The following is a 19200-nucleotide window of genomic DNA, read 5'->3' on the forward strand; positions in this document are numbered from 1 at the left end:
GCAGCCTCATACGCGTTGGGCGATCGCCAGGCGCAACCGTGCCAGCCGATGCGCATGCTCATGGGCCAGCGCACGCGCCTGCGCTGGCGTTACCGGCTCGAAGTGCACCGGCTCGCCAGGCCGAAGCTGCGCCGCCCGCCCGAGATCGCAGGCAATGACATGGCCCAGCCGCGGATAGCCGCCCACGGTCTGCGCATCGGCCAATAGCAGGATCGGCTGCCCGTCGGGCGGCAGTTGCAGCGTACCGACGGCGACCGGTTCGGAGAGGCCGTCGCCGCCGCCGCCGGGAAGCCCGGCACCCTCGAGGCGCACGCCCTGCCGGTTGCTGTTGGCATGTGCATGCCAGACGGTGCCTGCGAGTTCCCGCGCGGCCGGATGGGGGGAGGGCAGATAGCGGAGTACATGCCGGTCCACTGTCCAGGGATCATCCACATCGATCCACCACGCGGGAAATACAGGCCCCCGCGACGACTTGACGGGTGCGGCGTCGCCGATGGAAAGAAGATCGCCGGCCACCAGGGCACGTCCGTCGTGCCCACCGAAGCCGCCGCGCAGGTCGGTGCTGCGGCTGTCGAGTACGACGGGTGCATCGAGGCCGCCCGCGACCGCCACCCATGCGCGCAGGCCGTCGCGCAGCGGTCCGAGCGACAGATCGCCCGCAGGCAGGTCCAGCGGGCGGCCCATCGGCAACGGTTCACCGTTCCATGTGGCCTGGATCTCGGCACCGGCGAGTGCGATGCGGCAGGCGCGCGGCAATCGGATGCGCGGTCCACGCACGGCGATCTCCAGCCCGGCGGCCTGTTCGTCGTTGCCGACCAGGCGGTTCGCCATCGCCAGCGCGGCGGGATCCATGGCGCCCGCGCGCGCCACTCCCAGATGGCGCCAGCCATGGCGGCCCTGGTCCTGCACGGTGGTCTGCACGCCCGGAGACAGCACCTGCCATGCGGTCATGCCGAGGCTCCAAGGCGATCGAACGTGGCGGCATCGATCGGCAGGAACCGCACGTGATCGCCGGGCTGCAGCAACGCAGGCTGCCCGCGCGCGGTGTCGAACAACACACGCGGCGTGCGCCCCAGCAAGCGCCAGCCACCGGGGCTCTGGCGCGGATAGATGCCGGCCTGCGCACCGCCGATCGCCACCGAGCCCGCCGGTACGTGGGTACGCGGCGTGGCCAGGCGGGCCAGTGCCAGCGCGGGGTCCAGGCCGAGCAGGTAGGGAAAGCCGGGGGCGAATCCGATCATCGCCACGGTATAGAGCGGTGCACTGTGGCGCGCGATCAGCGCCGCTGCATCGAGACCGAGCTCGCGTGCCGCGGCGACCAGGTCTTCGCCATGCGCACCGCCGTAGCACACCGGGATCTCGTGCAGCGTGGCGTGGCCGGCCGGTGCGCGGTCGTCATCCTGCAGCTGCGCGACGAATTCGCCCACGAAGGCATGTGGATCGCCGGTCGCCGTGCGTTCGGCATCGAAGAACACGGCAAGACTGGCGTAAGCCGGCACCAGGTCGCGCAGCCACGATGGCGATGCCTCGCGGACGCGCGCGGCCAGCGCGTGGACGCGCGCATTGACCGATGCATCGATGGTGTCGCCAAGCCGTACCAGCAGGGCGTCGTCGCCCAGGCGCTCGATGCGCAGCGCACTCATGCCAGTCGCTGGCGCCAGCGTTCGACTTCTTCGGCCAGCGCGGCGGGCGCGTGCCGGATCATGTGGCCATTACCCCACACGGGCCCCGGCCACGCCGCATCGCCGCCATGGCGTCCGACCAGATGGATATGAAGCTGGCGCACGATGTTGCCGAGCGCGCCGATGTTGAGTTTCTGCACGCCGGGTTGCGCACGGATCAGTTGGCCCGCCTGGTTGATCTCGGCGAGCAGCAGGCGCTGCTGGCCGCCATCCAGCTCCAGCCATTCGCTGGCGCCGTTGACACGGGGCACCAGCACCAGCCACGGGAAGCGCGTGTCGTCGATCAGGCGCACCTGGGACAGAGGACCATCCGCGATGAAGACACTGTCGGCGGCCAGTCGCGGGTCGAGCGTGAAATCGGTCATGCGAGGTTCCGGGCGAAGAAGTCGAGCGTGCGTTCGCGTGCCAACCGTGCGCTGGATGGTTCGTAATCCGCGCGCAGATCGCAGTTGAAACCGTGGCCGGCGGGGTAGGTGAAGACCTCCATCTGCGGCAGTTTGTCGCGATGCGCCTGCACCATGTCGGGCGGGATCGAGTCGTCCTGGTCGCCAAAATGGAACATCACCGGCGCGCGCGGCGGCTCGTCCAGGAAGGGCAGGTTGCGTGCACCGTAATAGCTGGCCGAGGGCAGGCCCAGGCGTAGCGCCGCCAGCAGGGCGACGGTGCCGCCCCAGCAATAGCCGACGGTGCCGACGCGGTGATGCGAGGCCGCCAGCGCGTCGGCGGCGGCGCGCGTGATGTCGTTGGCGCGGTCCAGGCCGACGGCGGTCCTGAGCGCACGTCCCCGTTCGACGCCGTCCGCGTCATAGCCGAGCTCTACGCCAGGTTCGACGACGTCGAAGTAAGCCGGTGCCAGCACCGCATACCCCTCGAGCGCGAAGCCTTCGGCGACGCTGCGGATGTGCGCGTTCACGCCGAAGATCTCCTGCACCACGACGAGCGCGCCGCGCGGTACGCCGGCCGGATCGGCCTGCCAGGCGGCGATGCGGCCGTGCGGGGTGTCGAGGGTGGTCCAGTGGCCCATGCGGGCAGTGTATGCCGGTACGGGGAGCGGCCCAAGGCAGCGTGCGCCTGTCCGCCCGCCTGAACGCGCCCTCCAGGCGGGGCGGAGCCGGGAGGCTATAATCCGCGCCCCGTACACGCCGCCGCCGTACTGTCTCCATGTCCCTGCAGAACCCCAAAGTCGGCTTCGTCAGCCTCGGCTGCCCGAAGGCCCTGGTCGATTCCGAGCGCATCCTCACCCAGCTCCGCGTGGAGGGATACGACATCGTGCCGACCTACGATGCGGCGGACGTGGTGGTGGTGAACACCTGCGGCTTCATCGATTCCGCAGTGGCCGAGTCGCTGGACGCCATCGGCGAGGCGATGAACGCGAACGGCAAGGTCATCGTCACCGGCTGCCTGGGCAAGCGTCCGGAACAGATCCGCGAGCAGTATCCCGACGTGCTGGCCATCAGCGGCCCGCAGGACTACCAGAGCGTGATGGAGGCGCTGCACGAAGCGCTGCCGCCGAAGCACGATCCGTTCGTCGACCTGGTTCCGGACTACGGCATCAAGCTGACGCCGCGCCACTACGCCTACCTGAAGATTTCCGAAGGCTGCAATCACCGTTGCAGCTTCTGCATCATCCCGTCGATGCGCGGCGACCTGGTGTCGCGCCCGGTCGACGACGTGCTGCGCGAAGCCGAGCGGCTGGTGCGCGGCGGCGTGAAGGAACTGCTTGTCGTCTCGCAGGACACCTCCGCATACGGCGTGGACGTGAAGTACGCCGAGCGCGAGTGGCGCGGCAAGGCCTACCAGACGCGGATGAAGGCGCTGTGCGAAGGCCTGGGCGAACTCGATGCCTGGGTGCGACTGCATTACGTCTATCCGTATCCGCACGTGGACGACATCGTCCCGTTGATGGCGGAGAACAGGGTGCTGCCCTATCTGGACATCCCGTTCCAGCACGCCAGCCCGCGCATCCTCAAGCTGATGAAGCGCCCCGGCGCCGTCGACAAGACACTGGAGCGGGTGAAGCGCTGGCGGTCCATCTGCCCGGACATCACCCTGCGCTCGACCTTCATCGTCGGTTTCCCCGGCGAGACGGATCAGGAGTTCGAGGAGCTGCTGCAGTTCCTCGACGAAGCACAGCTGGACCGCGTTGGTGCGTTCGCCTATTCGCCGGTCGAAGGCGCGGCCGCCAACCTGCTGCCCAACCCGGTGCCGGAAGAGGTCAAGCAGGAGCGCCTGGCGCGCTTCATGGAGAAGCAGGCCGAGATTTCCGCCGCGCGCCTGGAGGCGAAGATCGGCACGGTGCAGCAATGCCTGGTCGACCTGATCGAAGACGACATCGCGGTCGCGCGCTCCAAGTCGGATGCGCCGGAAATCGACGGCCTGGTGCACATCCAGAACGGTGGCGAGCTGGGGCTGCGCGTCGGCCAGTTCGTCGATGTCGAGATCACCGAGAGCGACGAGCACGACCTGTTCGGTGATGCCATCGTCGAAACGGCGGGTGCGCCGCTCGATCTCAAGGTGCTGTGACCGCGACAGCGGCCGAAGCCCTGGCCGGCCAACGCCGGCGTCGTTTCATCGCGCCCTTGCGCGATCAGGTGGATGCCGCGTGCTTCCGGCATCCGGTGTTCGCCGGCTACGGCGCGTATCTCGACCTGCTCACGGCCGCACGCTGGCCGGATATCGATACCCTCAACGCGCGGCTGCCGGCGTCGGCACCTCGCTTCGTGACGCAGGACGCGGACCTGCTCGCCGATGGGTTGCATTACGAAGCCCGCATCGCGCAGGGGCGCATCGCCACGCGGGCGGAGAACTGGCACGACCTGTGCAACGCACTGGTCTGGATGCGTCATCCGGGCATCAAGCACGCCCTCAACCGGCAGCAGTGCCGGCATATCGACCGTATCGGCACCCGCGAACGCAGTCCGGCACAGCAGGCGCTGACCCAGTTCGATGAAAGCGGGGTCATCGTGCAGGTGCGTGACACACGGTTGCTGGAGTTATGGGACCGGCACGACTGGACGGCGCTGTTCCATACGGAGGCCGACTGCTGGCGCAAGGGCGACATTACCGTCGTCGCCGTGGTGGGGCATGCATTGATGGAACAGGGGCTGGTGCCGGGGCGCCTGCTGATTGGCAAGTGTCTGGTGGTAGTCGGCGATGCGGTCGATGCGGTCGCGCGCGTTGCCGAATCGATTTCGGCAGATACTTGCCTTGCCGCGTCGGCCGAGTTGCGTCCGCTGCCACTGGCCGGCATCCCGGGGTGGCATGCAGGGCAGGATGTGGCCTTCTATAGGCAGACGGACTACTTCCGGCCGCTGCGTGATGGTCGCGTTTACCCGCAACCGCTCTGAGGATCAGCTCGCGTAGCTGACATCCACCAGCATGAAACCGGTGATGCCGCCGGGAAGCTCCACGGAAAACTCGTCGTCGATGCGCTTCTTCAACAGCGCACGCGCCAGCGGCGAATCGATGCTGATCCAGCCGCGCGTGGCGTCGGTCTCGTCTGGCCCGACGATGCGGTAGCGCGACATCTCGCCGCTGGCGAGGTTCTCCAGCTCGACGGTTGCGCCGAAGAAGACGGCATCCGGATCGCTGGGCGCGGTGTCGACCACACGCAGTACCTCCAGCCGCTTGCTGAGGTAGCGCACGCGGCGGTCGATCTCGCCGAGCTGCTTCTTGCGGTACGTGTACTCCGCGTTCTCCGAGCGGTCGCCTTCGGCTGCCGCCGCGGCCAGGGCTTTCACCACCTCGGGACGGCGGACGCGCCACAGATCGTCCAGCTCCGCCTTGAGCCGGTCGTGGCCTTCGCGGGTGATCAGGGCGGTGCTTTTCTCGCCCGGGGGGCGCCAGCGTGACACGTCAGTGCGCCCCGGCGGTGTCCGCGCGTCGCAACATGCGTCCGCGCGGGTCCTCGACCGACTCGACGCAGCTTCCTGCGGTCAGTACCAGCAGGTCGTCGTCGTGGAGGGCGAACTCGCGTCGCGGCTGCGCGTCGTCGGCGGGAGCGAGGTCGACGCAGGTGCCGTTCCACGTCACGGCCCATGTGCCGTGCGTCGTTGACGATGCCAGATCATCCTGGCAGTAGGACTGCAGGACATAACGCCCGTCGACGTCCAGCGTGAGCAGCACATCGAGTGAGGAACAGGCGCCGGAGGGCAGGGTGCCGAAGTAGCGGCCTGCCACTGCCTTCCTGTCGCCATCTGCATCGAGCTTTCCTGCGACGACGGTGCCGGGTGCCATCAGTGCTGCCGTGAGCAGCAGCACAGGTCGCATGAGGTGGATGCGCAAACTCAACGCTTGCCGCCGAAGATGCTGCCCAGGATGCCGCGTACGATCTGGTTGCCCAGCTTGGTGCCCACGGTGCGCGTGGTCTGCTTGGCCATCGTCTCGATCATGCCCTGGCGACGCTTGGTGCCGAACACCGCGTCCTTGACGGCCTGCCCGAAGCCGCCGGCATCGGGATCGTCCTTCTCTGTTTTCACCGCCGGCGCGTTGGCGGCCTGCACGGCGGTTTCCGCACGCTTGGCCAGCATCTCGGCCGCCGATTCGCGGTTCACCGCGGTGTCGTACTTGCCGCCGACCGGACTGCCGTTGCGCGCCTGCTGGCGCTCGGCCTCGGTGATCGCGCCCATGCGGCAGCGTGGCGGCGACACCAGCGTCTGCTGCACCGGCGACGGGATGCCCTTGTCCTGCAGCGTGGACACCAGCGCTTCGCCGGTGCCCAGGGTGGAAATAGCCTGCGCCACGTCCAGCTTCGGATTCGGCACGAACGTCTGTGCCGCGGTCTTGACCGCCTTCTGGTCGCGCGGGGTGAAGGCACGCAGCGCGTGTTGCACGCGGTTGCCCAGCTGGCCCAGGATGTTGTCGGGCACGTCGTCGGGGAATTGCGAGCAGAAGTACACGCCCACGCCCTTGGAGCGGATCAGTCGCACGACCTGCTCGATGCGCTGCTGCAGGGCAGGCGGCGCGTCATCGAACAGCAGGTGCGCCTCGTCGAACACGAACACCAGTTTCGGCTTGTCCAGGTCGCCCACTTCCGGCAGCGTTTCGAACAGCTCCGACAGCAGCCACAGCAGGAAGCTGGAATAGAGGCGCGGCTTCAGGATCAACTGGTCGGCCGCGAGGATGCCGATCACGCCGCGTCCGTCGGTGTTCGTGCGCATCAGGTCGGCCAGCTCCAGCGCAGGCTCGCCGAAGAACATCTCGCCGCCTTCCTGTTCCAGGCGCAACAGCGCGCGCTGGATGGCGCCCACCGACTGCGTGCTGACCAGGCCATAGCTGGTGGAGATGTCCTTGCGCTCGGCGGCGACCAGGCCCAGCAGGGCCCGCAGGTCTTCCAGGTCGAGCAGCAGCAGGCCGCGGTCGTCGGCGAGCTTGAACACGATGTCCAGCACGCCGCTCTGGGTATCGTTCAATTCGAGGATGCGCGAGAGCAGGGTGGGGCCCATCTCGCTGACGGTGGTGCGGACCGGGTGGCCCAGCTTGCCGTACAGGTCCCAGAACACCACCGGGCTGGCGATGGGGGCGTAGTCGGCGATGCCGATGTCCTTCGCCCGCTGCATGACGCGCTCGCTGCCGTCGCCGGCCGCGGCCAGGCCGGCCACGTCGCCCTTCACGTCGGCCATGAACACGGGCACGCCCATGCGCGAGAAGCCTTCGGCCAGCGTCATCAGCGTGACCGTCTTGCCGGTGCCGGTGGCGCCGGCTACCAGGCCGTGGCGGTTGCCGAACTTCGGCTGCAGCGTGACCGGAATATCGTCCCTGATGCCCTTGCCCAGCAGGATCGGATCCATGTGCAACCTCGCGTGGTGATGGCGCGATTCTAGCGGCTGGAAACCGCCTCCGGGATAAAGGACCGCGACGTGCGACCTTGCCCCGGTCGCGCGGGCGGGGCTACCCTCCCGGCTCACACTCTGGATGCCCACCTGATGTCGTTTGCGGTTCCTGCCTGTCTGCGTCTGTGGCCTGTTGCGGCCGCCCTGTCCCTCCTGCTGGTCTCGCCGGTGTCGCTGGCCCAGCGTGTCTCCGCGAAAGACCGCGCCGCTTCGGATGCGCTGGAACAGCGGATGGCTGCTGCCGAGAAGCGTTACAGAGACGGCTTGGTGCTGGTCGCCAACAGCGACCCGCGCGGAGCGACCGAGAGCGATGCGGCGCTGGAGGACATGGAGGACGTGCTGGCGGCCTGTACCCAGCAGCGCGGCTGCCAGGTCGCCACGTTGCTGGCCACCTACAAGCGCTTGCTGAAGGGCAATGCCGATGCGCAGGGTGAGGACGATGAGGGCGAGGGCGACGCCATCGACGCACTGGACGATGGTACCGACCATTCGGTGCCCAGTGGCGCTGCGATCCCCGAGACGGCCCGCACCGCGGCGTTGCTGAACGACCAGCGGCACGCGTTCGATCGCATGGTCGAGTACAACCCGGCGATCCAGGCGGGCATCCGCCGCTGGCTCACCGACATGCGCCCGGCACTGATCAACAGTTACGAGAACTACCAGAACATGCGCGCCGAGCTGTATCCGGCGTGGGAGCGCAGCGGGCTGCCGGAAGCGCTGCTGTTCGGCATCATGGCGAAGGAGTCCAACGGCCGCGTGCATTCCACGTCACGCGCGGGCGCGGCGGGGCCGATGCAGTTCATGTTCCACACCGGTGCCCGCTTCGGGCTGGGGCGCGACGCGAGCGGGTTCGACACGCGTTATGACCCGTATGCCTCCGGGCAGGCCAGCGCGGAATACATGAACGAGCGCATGCGTGGCCTCAACAACAACATCGAACTGGCGCTGGCGGCGTACAACGGCGGCGAAGGCCGGGCGGCCCGCGTGTACCGCGAGAACAGCGGCCTGGGCTTCTGGGACGATGTGGTCTACAGCCAGTTCCCCGGCGAGACGCGCGACTACGTACCGATGGTCATCGCGGCGGCGTGGCTGTTCCTGCACCCGCGCCAGTATGGGCTGGAGTTCCCGAAGGTCACGGCGCAGCCGGCGTCGCTGAAGCTTGCGCGCGATGCGTCGATCTACGAGCTGACCATCTGCCTGGGCAATGGCGGCACGCGCGAGGGGTACATGCGTACGCTGCGCAACCTCAACCCGCGCTACCAGCCCGAGGCGTGGATCCCCGCCGGCACCACGCTCAAGGCGAATGCGCGCATCGCGGGTCTGTACACGCGCTACTGCGTCAACGGGCCGCGCGCGGAGCTGGCGCGCACCTTGGTGAGCGCCGATCCCGCCGCCGCGATCCGGCGCGCGTCGCGGGCAGGCAATGTCGCCGTCGGTGACGTGACCCCGATCGCCGGCGTGCCGACCACCGTCGCCTCCGGCGAGCCGAAGCCCGTCGAGCCGAAAGCGAAGCAGGCGCGCGACTACCGTGTGGCGAAGGGCGACACGCTTGGCCGCATTTCGCAGCGCTTCCAGTGCGACCTGAAGAAGCTGGCGCAGGCCAACCGGCTGAAGGCACCGGCGTACGCGGTGCGTCCGGGCCAGGAGCTGAAGCTGGAAAGCTGCAGGAAGTAGGGCGAGTCATGGCCACGGACGGCAGCCGACCTCTCTGGACTATCGCGATCGTCCCCAGTGCGGCGCTGGCGATCGTCGGCGCGGAAGCCGCCGGCCTGCACGGTATGCACTACGTCTTCAAGCCGCTGACGACGCTGTTGATCCTGGCGATGGCGCTCCGGCTGTCGTCGGCCGGGCCGGCAGGCTACCGGCGCCTGATCGTGATCGGCCTGCTGCTGTCCACGCTGGGCGATGTGTTCCTGATGCTGCCGTTCGACGGCTTCGTGTTCGGCCTGGGCAGCTTCCTGCTGGCGCACATCGCTTACCTGGTGGCATTGCGGAATCGAGGTGGGTGGTGGCGCGTGCGCTGGCCGCTGCCTGCGTACGCGATCGTCGCGTCGCTGGTGTTCGCAACGTTGTGGCCCGGACTGCCGGACGAACTGAAGGTGCCGGTGATCGTCTACGTCATCGCCCTGGCCGGCATGGCGGCGCAGGCGGCCAGCGTGTGGCGGGAACATCGCTCCGCGGCCACCTGCGTCGCCGCGGTCGGTGGGGCGTTCTTCGTGGCGTCCGATGCGCTGCTGGCGCTGGATCGCTTCAGTGCCCCGATCCCGATGGCGAACGTGTGGGTGCTGACGACCTACTGGATCGCGCAGTGGTGCATTGCATGCTCCGTGCGGAGCGGCGCACGGCGACCTTGAGGGAGGCATCGTCCGAAGCGCTGCCGGCGCAGGAGCTCAAGCTGCAGAACTGCAGAACTGCAGGATGCAGTCAGCGAAGGCATGCGAATCGCACAAGCCGGTCTTCGCACGTGTTTGTTACACAACTAACATTAAGCGTGTCAGCGATCCTCTGGGTCATGGCGTGACCTAGACTGCGCGGCCTTTCCTAGAACGAAGGTCATGCCATGCAGGCGATCCGCTCCATTGCCCTCTTCTCCATCGCGTGCCTGTTGGCTGCGTGCTCCGGCGACAATGCGGAGAAAGCAGCGTCTGGCGCCGTGTCCAAAGCGGTGGAACTCGCCAAGGGCGCTGCCACCGGCGCCAGCAAAGGTGTCGAGGAAGGTCGCAAGGCCAGCACCAGCATCGACGGCGCGGTGATCGTCAGCAGTGGCGACGAACTGAAGGCCGCGCTCACCGGCGCGGTGCTGGCGGCGGACAAGGACGAGCCTGCGCGGGTGACGCTGGGCTTCGCCAACGACGGCGATGCGCCGGTGCGCGTCACCGAGCTGTCGCAGGGTAACCATGTCACCGGCCTGGATAGCGAGGGCTATGCCTGCAGCACCGTGCACGTTGTCGACGAATTCACGGTGCCGGCCAAGGCCAAGCTCAAGGTAGAGTTGGGTTTCCAGTGCACTGGGAAGGCGCTCGCCACGGTGCGCCTGTACGACGTCGAGTACGCCGTCGCCCGCTGACGCCGCCCGGCTGTCCGTCGGTGGCGCTGCAACTCGCCAGGGCAGATCAGCCCAGTGTTGCCAGTTTTTGCCCCAGCCGCACCGGCGATTCGGACTTCAGCTCCGGCGACAGCGTCGCCACGCCCGGCGGCAGCAGCACGATCACGGTCGATCCGTAATTGAAGCGCGCCATTTCCGCGAACCGCTCCAGCGTGATGCCCTTGCCGCGGTAGTCCTTGCGGGTGATGGCGGTGCCGTAGGCGGGGATTTCCTCGCCGCTCCACACCGTCTCCACGCCGGAGACCAGCAGCGCGCCGACCATCACCGAGACCATCGGACCGAAGTCGGTGTCGAAGTGGCAGACCAGGCGCTCGTTGCGCGCGAACAGGCGCGGCACGTTGGCCACCGCGGCGGTGCCCACGCTGAAGAGCCGGCCGGGCACGTGCACGGTCTCGCGCAGCGTGCCGGTCCACGGCATGTGCACGCGGTGGTAGTCGCGCGGCGACAGGTAGACCGTCGCGAACAGGCCGTTGCGGAACGGCTCCGCGTCCGCGGCATCGCCCAGCAGCTCGGCGGCGGTGAACGACTGCCCCTTGGCCTGGAAGATGCGGCCGTCCTCGATCGCGCCGCACTGGCTGATATGGCCATCGGCCGGCATGAGCAGCGCGCGCGGATCGGTATCGGCAACGCGCGCGCCGGGCTTCAGCGCACGGGTGAAGAACGCGTTGAAGCTGGGATACGCCTGCGGATCGGATTCGGCGGCTTCGCCCAGGTCGACGTCGAACTTCTTCGTCACCGTGTCGATCAGCCACTGCTTGGTGCCGGGCGAGGTGGAATACGCCAGCCGGCGCGCCAGCGACGACAGGAAGCGGTGCGGCAGGACGTAGGTCAGCGAGGTCAGCAGGCTCATTTCGACGACGCCTCGGTCAACGCGCGCATGTCGGCGGCGATCGCCTTCGGCTGGAACGGCGGGCGGATCAGGCCGGCCAGCCGGCCCTGCGGATCGAGCACGCCGATCGCCGAGGAGTGGTCCATGCTGTAGTCGTTCGGGTTCTGCTCGAAGCTGTCGCCTTCCACCTTCATGAAGACGAAGCCCAGCGACTTGGCGAAGTTTTCCAGCGTCGGGACATCGGCCGTGGCGGCCATCGTGTCGGGATGGAAGGCGTGCGCGTACTCGCCGATGCGGGTGGGCGTGTCGCGCTCCGGATCCACCGACACGAACAGCACGCGCGGGCGGGTGGAGTCCGGCAGGTCCTTCCACTGGTTCTGCGCCTGCGCCAGTTCGGCCAGCGTGGTCGGGCAGACGTCGGGGCAGAAGGTGAAGCCCAGGAAGACCAGCGTCCAGTGGCCTTTCAGTTCGCCGTCGGCCAGCTGGGTGCCATCGGATTGGCGCAGCGAGAACGGCGGCAGCGGGCGCGCCTGCGGGAACAGGGTGACGGTCTGGGTGGCCGGCCACTGCGTGGCGGGCGTGACCGGGCCGAAGAACTTCTGCGCGGCCAGCAGGCCCAGGCCGGCGGCCAGCGCCAGGACGAGGATGAGGCCGATCTTCTTGTTGAACATGCGGTGGGATTCCCACGAAAAGGAGGGCACGGCGAGCGGGCCGGAGCCGCATGGGCGCGGCGGGAAGGCCGCCATGATACCGGGGCAGCCCCTATAATCGGCGGCCCTCGCCGTTCCGGCGTCTTCACAAGCCTTGCCATGACCGCCGACGTCGCCGCCGAGCTGCACACCATCATCGACCTGATCCGCTACGGCGCCAGCCGCTTCAACGGGGCCGGGCTGACCTTCGGCCACAGCTACGACAACGCGCTGGACGAGGCTTCGCACCTGGTACTGCACACGCTGCACCTGCCGCCGGACCTCGGCCCGGCCTATGGCCAGGCGCGCGTGACGACCGCCGAGAAGGCGCAGGTACTGGCGCTGTTCGAGCGCCGCGTCAACGAGCGCATCCCGGTCGCCTACCTGACCGGCGAGGCCTGGTTCGCCGGCCTGAGCTTCAAGAGCGACGCCCGTGCGCTGGTGCCACGCTCGCCGATCGCCGAGCTGATCGAAGCCGGGTTCGAGCCGTGGCTGGGGGGGCGCGAGGTCAATCGCGCGCTGGATCTGTGCACCGGCTCGGGCTGCATCGCCATCGCGATGGGCCACTACAACCCGGACTGGCAGGTCGACGGCGTCGACATCAGCGACGACGCGCTGGCGCTGTCGGCCGAGAACAAGGCGCGGCTGCTGGCCGACAACGTGCAGTTCCTCAAGTCGGACCTGTTCGCCGGCCTGACCGGCCGCCACTACGACCTGATCGTCACCAATCCGCCCTACGTCACCAACGACGAGACCGATGCGCTGCCGAAGGAGTATTCCTTCGAGCCCGAACTCGGCCTGCGCGCGGGCGACGACGGCCTGGACCTGGTGCTGAAGATCCTGCGCGACGCGCCGCTGCACCTGAGCCAGGACGGCCTGCTGATCTGCGAGGTCGGCGAATCCGAGCGCGCGCTGGTGAAGCTGCTGCCGGACGTCGAGTTCGCCTGGATCGAGTTCAAGGTCGGGCAGATGGGCATCTTCGCGGTCGAATGCGCCGAACTGATCCGCCACAACGCGCACATCACCGCACTCGCCGCCGCGCGAAAATAAGGCCGCACGCGTCGTGCGCGACGTCGACGGAGGTTGCGACTGCAACCGTCGCGGCCGGCGTTGGCGCACTGCACAATAGGGCGGCCGGTATGCGATGCTTCAAGACCCGGCACCGGTAGTTCCACCCGCGGAGCGGCGCTTGAGCAGCAACAGTTTCGGAAAACTCCTTACGGTCACCACGTTCGGCGAATCGCACGGGCCGGCCATCGGCTGCGTGGTCGACGGCTGCCCGCCCGGGCTGGAGATCGCGCCCGAGGAGTTCCGTCACGACCTGGAGCGCCGCGCCACCGGCAAGTCGCGGCATACGTCCGCGCGCCGCGAGGCCGACGAGGTCGAGATCCTCAGCGGCGTGTACGAAGGCCGCACCACCGGCACGCCGATCGCGCTGCTGATCCGCAACACCGACCAGCGCAGCAAGGATTACGCCGACATCGCGCGGCAGTTCCGCCCCGGTCACGCCGACTACACCTACTGGCAGAAGTACGGCATCCGCGATCCGCGCGGCGGCGGACGTTCTTCCGCACGCGAGACCACGATGCGCGTGGCTGCCGGCGTGATCGCCAAGAAGTGGCTGCAGCAGCGCCATGGCGTGAGCGTGCGCGGCTACCTGTCGCAGCTGGGTCCGATCACGCCGGAAGGATTCGACTGGAGCGCGGTGGAAGACAACCCGTTCTTCTGGCCGCACGCCGCGCAGGTGCCGGCGCTGGAAACCTACATGGACGCGCTGCGCAAGTCGGGCGATTCCATCGGCGCGCGCGTCAATGTCGTCGCCGACGGCGTGCCCGCCGGCTGGGGCGAACCGATCTACGGCAAGCTCGACGGCGACCTCGCCGCCGCGCTGATGAGCATCAATGCGGTGAAGGGCGTGGAGATCGGCGACGGTTTCGCGGCGGTCACCCAGAAGGGCACCGAGCATCGCGACCTGATGGCGCCGGACGGCTTCCTGTCCAACCATGCCGGCGGCATCCTCGGCGGCATTTCCACCGGCCAGCAGGTCACCGCATCGATCGTGCTGAAGCCGACCTCCAGCCTGCGCCTGCCCGGCGCGACGGTGGACGTGGACGGCAACACCGTCGATGTCATCACCACCGGCCGCCACGATCCCTGCGTCGGCATCCGTGCGACCCCGATCGCCGAGGCGATGATGGCGCTGGTGCTGATGGACCAGGCGCTGCGCCACCGCGCGCAGTGCGGCGATGTCGGCGACGTGCCGCCGCATGTTCCCGGCCGTATCGATGGCTGAGCCGCAACCGCGCGTCTGGGTGTCGCAGCCGCTGTTCGACGACATCGTCGGACGGCTGGCGGCGCATTTCGACGTACGCTCGACGGACGAGGTCACCGAGCATTCGCCGCAAGCCATCGCTGCTGCACTGCGCGACAGCGCAGGTGCGCTGATCACGCTGAACGAGCGCATCGGCGCGCAGGAGATCGCCGAAGCCGCATCGCTGCGCGCCATCGCCAACGTCGGCGTGGGCTACAACAACCTCGATGTCGCCGCGCTGACGCAGGCCGGCATCGTCGCCACCAACACACCGGACGTGCTGACCGAGACGACCGCCGATTTCGGTTTCGCGCTGCTGATGGCCACGGCCCGTCGTGTGACCGAAGCCGAGCGCTGGCTGCGCGAGGGCCAGTGGCAGCAGTGGTCGTTCAGTACGCTGCTGGGCGCGGACCTGCACGGCAGCACGCTGGGCATCGTCGGCATGGGCCGGATCGGGCAGGGCATCGCGCGCCGCGCGCGCGGGTTCGACATGCGCGTGCTGTACCACAACCGCAGCCGGTTGCCGGACGCGGTGGAGCAGGAGTGCGGCGCGCGCTATGCCGGCTTCGACGAGGTGTTCGCGCAGGCCGATCACGTGGTGCTGGTGCTGCCGTACTCGCCGCAGGTGCATCACCTGGTCGATGCCGCCGCGCTGGCGAAGATGAAGCCGACCGCCACGCTGGTGAATATCGCCCGCGGCGGCATCGTCGATGAGATCGCGCTGGCCGATGCGCTGGCGAACGGTCGCCTCGCCGCGGCCGGCCTGGACGTCTACGAAGGCGAACCCGCCGTGCGCCCGGAACTGCTGGCGCTGCGCAACGTGGTGCTGACGCCGCATATCGCCAGCGCCAGCCTGGCCACGCGCCGGGCGATGGTGTCGCTGGCGGTGGACAACCTGATCGCCGCGCTGGGCGAAGGGCCGGATGCGGGCAACCCGCCGACGCCGGTGAACCCGGACGTGCTGGCCGCCGCCACCATCAAAACCATCACCGCCAAACGACAGGGAGCCTGAGGCACGCCCGCAGGTTCCCCGAACACAGCCTTCTCCTGTCCGCTGTCTTCAACCCTCTATCCGCGAAACCCCTCCATGAGCAACCAGAACCGTAGCTTCAACGTCGCTGTCGTGGGCGCCACCGGCGCCGTCGGCGAAACCATGCTGTCCATCCTCGCCGAGCGCGAATTCCCCGTCGGCAAGCTCGTCGCGCTGGCCTCCGAGCGTTCCGCCGGCAACAGTGTCGAATTCAAGGGCGAGAAGATCACCGTGCAGGATCTCGCCACCTTCGACCCGGCCGGCATCGACATCGCGCTGTTCTCCGCCGGCGGCAGCATCTCGAAGGAATTCGCACCGAAGTTCGCCGCGGCCGGTGCCGTCGTCATCGACAACTCCTCGGCCTTCCGCTACGACGCCGATATCCCGCTGGTCGTCAGCGAGGTGAATCCCGAGCAGGTGCAGAACCGTCCACGCGGCATCATCGCCAACCCGAACTGCTCGACCATGCAGATGCTGGTGGCGCTGGCGCCGCTGCACCGCAAGTACGGCATCGAACGCATCAACGTGGCGACCTACCAGTCGGTGTCCGGCGCAGGCCGGTCGGCGCTGGAGGAACTCGGTCGCCAGACCGGCGCGCTGCTGAACTTCCAGGATCCGGATCCGCAGCGCTTCCCGGTGCAGATCGCCTTCAACCTGATCCCGCAGATCGATGATTTCCTCGACAACGGCTTCACCAAGGAAGAAATGAAGCTGGTGTGGGAAACCCGCAAGATCCTCGGCGACGAGAGCATCCAGGTGAACCCCACCGCGGTGCGCGTGCCGGTGTTCTACGGCCATTCCGAAGCCGTCGCCATCGAGACGCGCGATAAGGTCACCGCCGCCGACGCGCGTGCGCTGCTGGAAGCGGCGCCGGGCGTGGAAGTCGTCGACGACCGCGCGCCGGGTGGCTATCCGACCCCGGTGACGCACGCCTCCGGTACCGATCCGGTCTATGTCGGCCGCATCCGCGAGGACATCTCGCATCCGCGCGGCCTGAACCTGTGGATCGTGTCCGACAACATCCGCAAGGGCGCCGCCCTGAACGCGGTGCAGGTGGCGGAGCTGGTGGCGAAAAACGGCTGAGCGGCTATAGTCGTGGCCGGGAAACTTGGGGAAGGGCCGTGAAACCGAAGCACAGACCTCGGACGGCAAGACTCCGCCTGGCCGGCATGTTCGGGCTGGGGCTGGCGTTGCTGAGCAACGTCGCCCTGGCGCTCGGCCTGGGGGAGATCAGGGTCAAATCGCAACCCGGCCAGCCGCTGCTGGCCGAGATTCCGATCATTTCCAGCGAGCCGGGCGAGCTCGAGCAACTGCGCGCGCGGCTGGCGTCGCCGGTGACGTTCGAGCGTGTCGGCCTGCCGCGCCCGCAGGGCCTGGTGAACGAGCTGGATTTCGCGGTCGCGCTGGACGATGCCGGCCGGCCGGTCGTGCGCGTCACCAGCCGCACGGCGGTCGACGTGCCGGCAGTGAACTTCCTGATCGAAGTGGACTGGGGCCAGGGCCGGCTGGTCCGCGAATACTCGGCGCTGGTCAGTGCGCCGGGCACGCTGGCGGCCGCCGGGCAGCCGGTGATCGATGCGCCGACGGCCGCGCCGAGCGACACCATCAGCCGCCCGGTCGAGCCGGCCGTCGCCGCGTCGCCTGAACCGGCGCCCGCGCCACAGGCGCCGCAGGAAGCGCCCCCGGCGCGTCCTGCGCCGGCCCCGACGCCCGCCGTGGCGGCGACGCAAACGCCTTCCGTCGTGCCGGGCGGTACGCTGGCGCCTGTACGACGCGGACAGGCGCTGTCGCAGATCGCCGCGCCGCTGGCGCGCGCGCAGGGCTACACGCTGGACCAGGCGATGGTGGCGCTGCTGCGCGCCAATCCCGAAGCCTTCATCAACGGCAACCTCAACCTGCTGAAGCAGGGCGCGGTGCTGCGCGTGCCGGAAGCGGCCGAGGCGCAGACGATCCTCGAGAGCGAAGCCGCCGCCCTGGTGCGCAGCCAGATCGCCGAATGGCGGAGCGCGCGCGCGCCGATCCCGCAGCCGGCGGCCGTGGTCGAGCCGGCGGCACGCCCGCTGCCGGCGGCACCGGCGCGCGCACCGGCGGTCGCGGACGCACGGTTGGAAATCGCACCCGCGGCGACGAGCACGTCGGGTTCTGGAACGCAGTCCGGCGTCAGCGCCGGCGGTGAGGGCGAGATGTTGGCGAACGAACAGTTGCAGCAGTCGAAGGAAGACCTGGCCGCGCGCGAAGCCGAAGTGCAGGAACTGCGCTCGCAGGTCGCGGACCTGGAGAAGCTGAAGGCGCAGCAGGAGAAGCTGCTGGCCATGAAGGACAGCGATCTCGCCGCCGCACAGCAGCGGCTGGCGCAGAGCAATGGCAGCGACGGTGGCGTGCCGGTGTGGGCGTGGGCGGGTTTCGGCCTGCTGTTCGTCGGCGCGCTGGCTTGGGGATTCGCGCAGCGGCGCCAGCGCCTGTCGCCGGCCCCGGTGCCGCGCAACCCGGTGTTCGGCAAGGCCCCGGCGGACAGCCGGGCGGCCGAACTCGCGGCGGTGATGCCGCAGGCGGCAACCGTAGAGAAGGATCCCGCGCCCGCCCCGAGCCCCGTGCTGGAGCCGGCGGTCATCGTGCCGCCCGCGGCGGTGGCGCCGAAGCCCACGCCGAAACCGGCACCGGCGCCGGGTCCCACGTGGCATGCCGGAGGCGGCGCAGCCGCCGCGGTGACACCGCAGCCGGCGCCGCAGGCACCCGCGGGACGCGATCGGCTGGAACTGGCCGTGGCCTACCTCGATCTGGGCGATGTGGCGACCGCGCGCGACCTGCTGAACGAGGTTGCGGCCGGCAACGACGCCATCGCGCGCGACGAAGCGCTGCAGCTGCTGCGCGATATCGGATGACGGACGCGGAGTGATGTCGTGACGCGTTACGCGCTGGGCGTCGAGTACGACGGCGGCGGATTCCTCGGCTGGCAGCGACTGAGCAAGTCCGGCACGCCGGACGACACCACCACCGTGCAAGCGGCGTTGGAAGTCGCGCTGTCGTCGGTGGCCAATGCCCAGGTCGACACGATCTGCGCGGGACGCACCGATGCCGGCGTGCATGCGCAATGCCAGGTGGTGCACTTCGACAGCGACGTCGCACGCACGCCGCGCAGCTGGCTGCTGGGTGCGACCGCGCGCCTGCCGCCCGCGGTCTGCGTGCGCTGGTGCCAGCCGGTGGCCGACGACTTCCATGCACGTTTCTCCGCGCGTGCGCGTCGTTACCGCTACACGCTGGTCAACCGGCTGGCGCGTCCCGCGCTGGAGCGGCAGTACCTGAGCTGGGAGAGGATGCCGCTCGATGCGGACGCCATGCATCGTGCCGCGCAGGGGCTGCTGGGCGAGAACGACTTCAGCGCGTTCCGCACGGTGCACTGCCAGTCGCCGCATGCGATGCGCAACCTGCATGCCATCTCGGTCGCGCGGCAGGGCGAGAAGGTCATCGTCGAGGTGCAGGCCAACGCCTTCCTGCACCACATGGTGCGCAACATCGTCGGCTCGCTGCTGGTGGTGGGGCGTGGCGAACAGCCGGAGGCATGGATCGCCGACCTGCTCGCGGGTCGCGACCGTACCGTGGCCGGGCCGACCGCGCCGCCGGACGGTCTGGTGTTCGTCAGCCCGCTGTATCCGGCCGAATGGAACCTGCCGGCGGAAGTGACCCTGCCTGCCGCCATCGGTTGAGCCGGCGGGTTACCCTTC

The 19200-nt window shown here is 68.8% G+C and carries 20 protein-coding genes; 11 read left to right on the plus strand and 9 right to left on the minus strand.

The genetic code is table 11. The features are described 5' to 3' along the window. Positions 1-6 precede the first annotated feature (6 nt). Genes ACSQ1W_RS04465 through ACSQ1W_RS04480 form a run of 4 tightly spaced genes read right to left on the minus strand, consistent with a single transcriptional unit; the run spans position 7 to position 2706 of the window. Positions 7-951 carry a biotin-dependent carboxyltransferase family protein gene (locus ACSQ1W_RS04465; protein WP_436041812.1) on the minus strand — a complete coding sequence of 315 codons (945 nt, stop codon included), beginning with the start codon at positions 949-951 and terminating at the stop codon, positions 7-9. Beyond that, a complete protein-coding gene (gene pxpB, locus ACSQ1W_RS04470) occupies positions 948-1643 on the minus strand; it encodes a 5-oxoprolinase subunit PxpB (RefSeq protein WP_436041814.1) in 696 nt (231 codons plus the stop codon). The genes ACSQ1W_RS04465 and pxpB overlap by 4 nt, the downstream gene beginning before the upstream one ends. Next, positions 1640-2047, minus strand: a complete 408-nt coding sequence (locus ACSQ1W_RS04475) for an HIT domain-containing protein (RefSeq protein ID WP_436041816.1) — start codon at positions 2045-2047, stop codon at positions 1640-1642. Before ACSQ1W_RS04475 ends, pxpB begins: the two co-directional genes overlap by 4 nt. After that, on the minus strand, positions 2044-2706 hold the full coding sequence (locus tag ACSQ1W_RS04480; protein ID WP_436041817.1) for a dienelactone hydrolase family protein: 663 nt from the start codon (positions 2704-2706) through the stop codon (positions 2044-2046). Before ACSQ1W_RS04480 ends, ACSQ1W_RS04475 begins: the two co-directional genes overlap by 4 nt. Positions 2707-2843: 137 nt before the next feature. On the opposite strand from ACSQ1W_RS04480, the gene rimO reads away from it, so the two are divergent. Continuing rightward, positions 2844-4205 carry a 30S ribosomal protein S12 methylthiotransferase RimO gene (rimO, locus tag ACSQ1W_RS04485; RefSeq protein WP_436041819.1) on the plus strand — a complete coding sequence of 454 codons (1362 nt, stop codon included), beginning with the start codon at positions 2844-2846 and terminating at the stop codon, positions 4203-4205. Further along, positions 4202-5029, plus strand: coding sequence for a DUF3025 domain-containing protein (locus tag ACSQ1W_RS04490; protein ID WP_436041821.1), 828 nt, complete (start codon positions 4202-4204; stop codon positions 5027-5029). Before rimO ends, ACSQ1W_RS04490 begins: the two co-directional genes overlap by 4 nt. A gap of 3 nt (positions 5030-5032) precedes the next feature. Here the strand turns inward: ACSQ1W_RS04490 and greB are convergent, their stop codons facing one another. The 3 genes from greB to ACSQ1W_RS04505 are packed head-to-tail and all read right to left on the minus strand — an operon-like array spanning position 5033 to position 7471. Beyond that, positions 5033-5536: a transcription elongation factor GreB gene (gene greB / locus ACSQ1W_RS04495; protein WP_436041823.1), complete on the minus strand. Its 504-nt coding sequence runs from the start codon at positions 5534-5536 to the stop codon at positions 5033-5035. A gap of 1 nt (position 5537) precedes the next feature. Continuing rightward, positions 5538-5951: a copper resistance protein NlpE N-terminal domain-containing protein gene (locus ACSQ1W_RS04500; RefSeq protein WP_436041825.1), complete on the minus strand. Its 414-nt coding sequence runs from the start codon at positions 5949-5951 to the stop codon at positions 5538-5540. Positions 5952-5968: 17 nt separating this feature from the next. Continuing rightward, entirely contained in the window at positions 5969-7471 is a 1503-nt protein-coding gene (locus tag ACSQ1W_RS04505) for a helicase HerA-like domain-containing protein (RefSeq protein WP_436041827.1), read from the minus strand. A 135-nt stretch (positions 7472-7606) separates the two neighbouring features. Here ACSQ1W_RS04505 and ACSQ1W_RS04510 point away from each other — a divergent pair, with 135 nt between their 5' ends. From ACSQ1W_RS04510 to ACSQ1W_RS04520, 3 genes are all read left to right on the plus strand, one after another. After that, positions 7607-9187, plus strand: a complete 1581-nt coding sequence (locus ACSQ1W_RS04510; protein WP_436041829.1) for a transglycosylase SLT domain-containing protein — start codon at positions 7607-7609, stop codon at positions 9185-9187. An 8-nt stretch (positions 9188-9195) separates the two neighbouring features. Continuing rightward, complete coding sequence (locus ACSQ1W_RS04515) at positions 9196-9867, plus strand: lysoplasmalogenase (protein WP_436041831.1); 672 nt, start codon at positions 9196-9198, stop codon at positions 9865-9867. 206 nt (positions 9868-10073) lie between these two features. Next, positions 10074-10580, plus strand: coding sequence for a hypothetical protein (locus tag ACSQ1W_RS04520; protein WP_436041833.1), 507 nt, complete (start codon positions 10074-10076; stop codon positions 10578-10580). A gap of 46 nt (positions 10581-10626) precedes the next feature. On the opposite strand, the gene asd is transcribed toward ACSQ1W_RS04520, so the two are convergent. Both asd and ACSQ1W_RS04530 read right to left on the minus strand, forming a co-directional pair. Then, positions 10627-11469, minus strand: coding sequence for an archaetidylserine decarboxylase (asd, locus tag ACSQ1W_RS04525; protein ID WP_436041834.1), 843 nt, complete (start codon positions 11467-11469; stop codon positions 10627-10629). Beyond that, positions 11466-12119, minus strand: coding sequence for an SCO family protein (locus tag ACSQ1W_RS04530; protein ID WP_436041836.1), 654 nt, complete (start codon positions 12117-12119; stop codon positions 11466-11468). The genes asd and ACSQ1W_RS04530 overlap by 4 nt, the downstream gene beginning before the upstream one ends. Before the next feature lie 138 nt (positions 12120-12257). Between ACSQ1W_RS04530 and prmB the strand changes: the two genes are divergently transcribed. The 6 genes from prmB (at position 12258) to truA (ending at position 19182) form a co-directional block, all read left to right on the plus strand. After that, the gene (prmB, locus tag ACSQ1W_RS04535) at positions 12258-13187 is read left to right on the plus strand and encodes a 50S ribosomal protein L3 N(5)-glutamine methyltransferase (RefSeq protein ID WP_436041838.1); all 930 of its coding nucleotides are present in this window, start codon (positions 12258-12260) and stop codon (positions 13185-13187) included. Positions 13188-13326: 139 nt separating this feature from the next. Next, complete coding sequence (gene aroC, locus ACSQ1W_RS04540; RefSeq protein WP_436041840.1) at positions 13327-14430, plus strand: chorismate synthase; 1104 nt, start codon at positions 13327-13329, stop codon at positions 14428-14430. Continuing rightward, positions 14423-15460, plus strand: coding sequence for a 2-hydroxyacid dehydrogenase (locus tag ACSQ1W_RS04545; RefSeq protein WP_436041842.1), 1038 nt, complete (start codon positions 14423-14425; stop codon positions 15458-15460). Before aroC ends, ACSQ1W_RS04545 begins: the two co-directional genes overlap by 8 nt. 75 nt (positions 15461-15535) lie before the next feature. Then, complete coding sequence (locus ACSQ1W_RS04550) at positions 15536-16561, plus strand: aspartate-semialdehyde dehydrogenase (RefSeq protein ID WP_436041843.1); 1026 nt, start codon at positions 15536-15538, stop codon at positions 16559-16561. Positions 16562-16599: 38 nt separating this feature from the next. Next, positions 16600-18360 carry a FimV/HubP family polar landmark protein gene (locus ACSQ1W_RS04555; RefSeq protein ID WP_436041845.1) on the plus strand — a complete coding sequence of 587 codons (1761 nt, stop codon included), beginning with the start codon at positions 16600-16602 and terminating at the stop codon, positions 18358-18360. Positions 18361-18378: 18 nt separating this feature from the next. Beyond that, positions 18379-19182, plus strand: coding sequence for a tRNA pseudouridine(38-40) synthase TruA (gene truA, locus ACSQ1W_RS04560; RefSeq protein ID WP_436041847.1), 804 nt, complete (start codon positions 18379-18381; stop codon positions 19180-19182). The last annotated feature ends 18 nt before the right edge of the window (positions 19183-19200 follow it).

Source organism: Pseudoxanthomonas sp. LjRoot143, assembly GCF_964252945.1.
Taxonomy (GTDB): Bacteria; Pseudomonadota; Gammaproteobacteria; order Xanthomonadales; family Xanthomonadaceae; genus Pseudoxanthomonas_A.

What these genes read in the sequence shown, in the direction of transcription:
- ACSQ1W_RS04465 (WP_436041812.1), bottom strand. Translation starts at nt 951, where the DNA reads ATGACCGCATGGCAGGTGCTGTCTCCGGGCGTGCAGACCACCGTGCAG.
- pxpB (WP_436041814.1), bottom strand. Translation starts at nt 1,643, where the DNA reads ATGAGTGCGCTGCGCATCGAGCGCCTGGGCGACGACGCCCTGCTGGTA.
- ACSQ1W_RS04475 (WP_436041816.1), bottom strand. Translation starts at nt 2,047, where the DNA reads ATGACCGATTTCACGCTCGACCCGCGACTGGCCGCCGACAGTGTCTTC.
- ACSQ1W_RS04480 (WP_436041817.1), bottom strand. Translation starts at nt 2,706, where the DNA reads ATGGGCCACTGGACCACCCTCGACACCCCGCACGGCCGCATCGCCGCC.
- rimO (WP_436041819.1), top strand. Translation starts at nt 2,844, where the DNA reads ATGTCCCTGCAGAACCCCAAAGTCGGCTTCGTCAGCCTCGGCTGCCCG.
- ACSQ1W_RS04500 (WP_436041825.1), bottom strand. Translation starts at nt 5,951, where the DNA reads ATGCGACCTGTGCTGCTGCTCACGGCAGCACTGATGGCACCCGGCACC.
- ACSQ1W_RS04505 (WP_436041827.1), bottom strand. Translation starts at nt 7,471, where the DNA reads ATGGATCCGATCCTGCTGGGCAAGGGCATCAGGGACGATATTCCGGTC.
- ACSQ1W_RS04510 (WP_436041829.1), top strand. Translation starts at nt 7,607, where the DNA reads ATGTCGTTTGCGGTTCCTGCCTGTCTGCGTCTGTGGCCTGTTGCGGCC.
- ACSQ1W_RS04515 (WP_436041831.1), top strand. Translation starts at nt 9,196, where the DNA reads ATGGCCACGGACGGCAGCCGACCTCTCTGGACTATCGCGATCGTCCCC.
- ACSQ1W_RS04520 (WP_436041833.1), top strand. Translation starts at nt 10,074, where the DNA reads ATGCAGGCGATCCGCTCCATTGCCCTCTTCTCCATCGCGTGCCTGTTG.
- asd (WP_436041834.1), bottom strand. Translation starts at nt 11,469, where the DNA reads ATGAGCCTGCTGACCTCGCTGACCTACGTCCTGCCGCACCGCTTCCTG.
- ACSQ1W_RS04530 (WP_436041836.1), bottom strand. Translation starts at nt 12,119, where the DNA reads ATGTTCAACAAGAAGATCGGCCTCATCCTCGTCCTGGCGCTGGCCGCC.
- prmB (WP_436041838.1), top strand. Translation starts at nt 12,258, where the DNA reads ATGACCGCCGACGTCGCCGCCGAGCTGCACACCATCATCGACCTGATC.
- ACSQ1W_RS04545 (WP_436041842.1), top strand. Translation starts at nt 14,423, where the DNA reads ATGGCTGAGCCGCAACCGCGCGTCTGGGTGTCGCAGCCGCTGTTCGAC.
- ACSQ1W_RS04550 (WP_436041843.1), top strand. Translation starts at nt 15,536, where the DNA reads ATGAGCAACCAGAACCGTAGCTTCAACGTCGCTGTCGTGGGCGCCACC.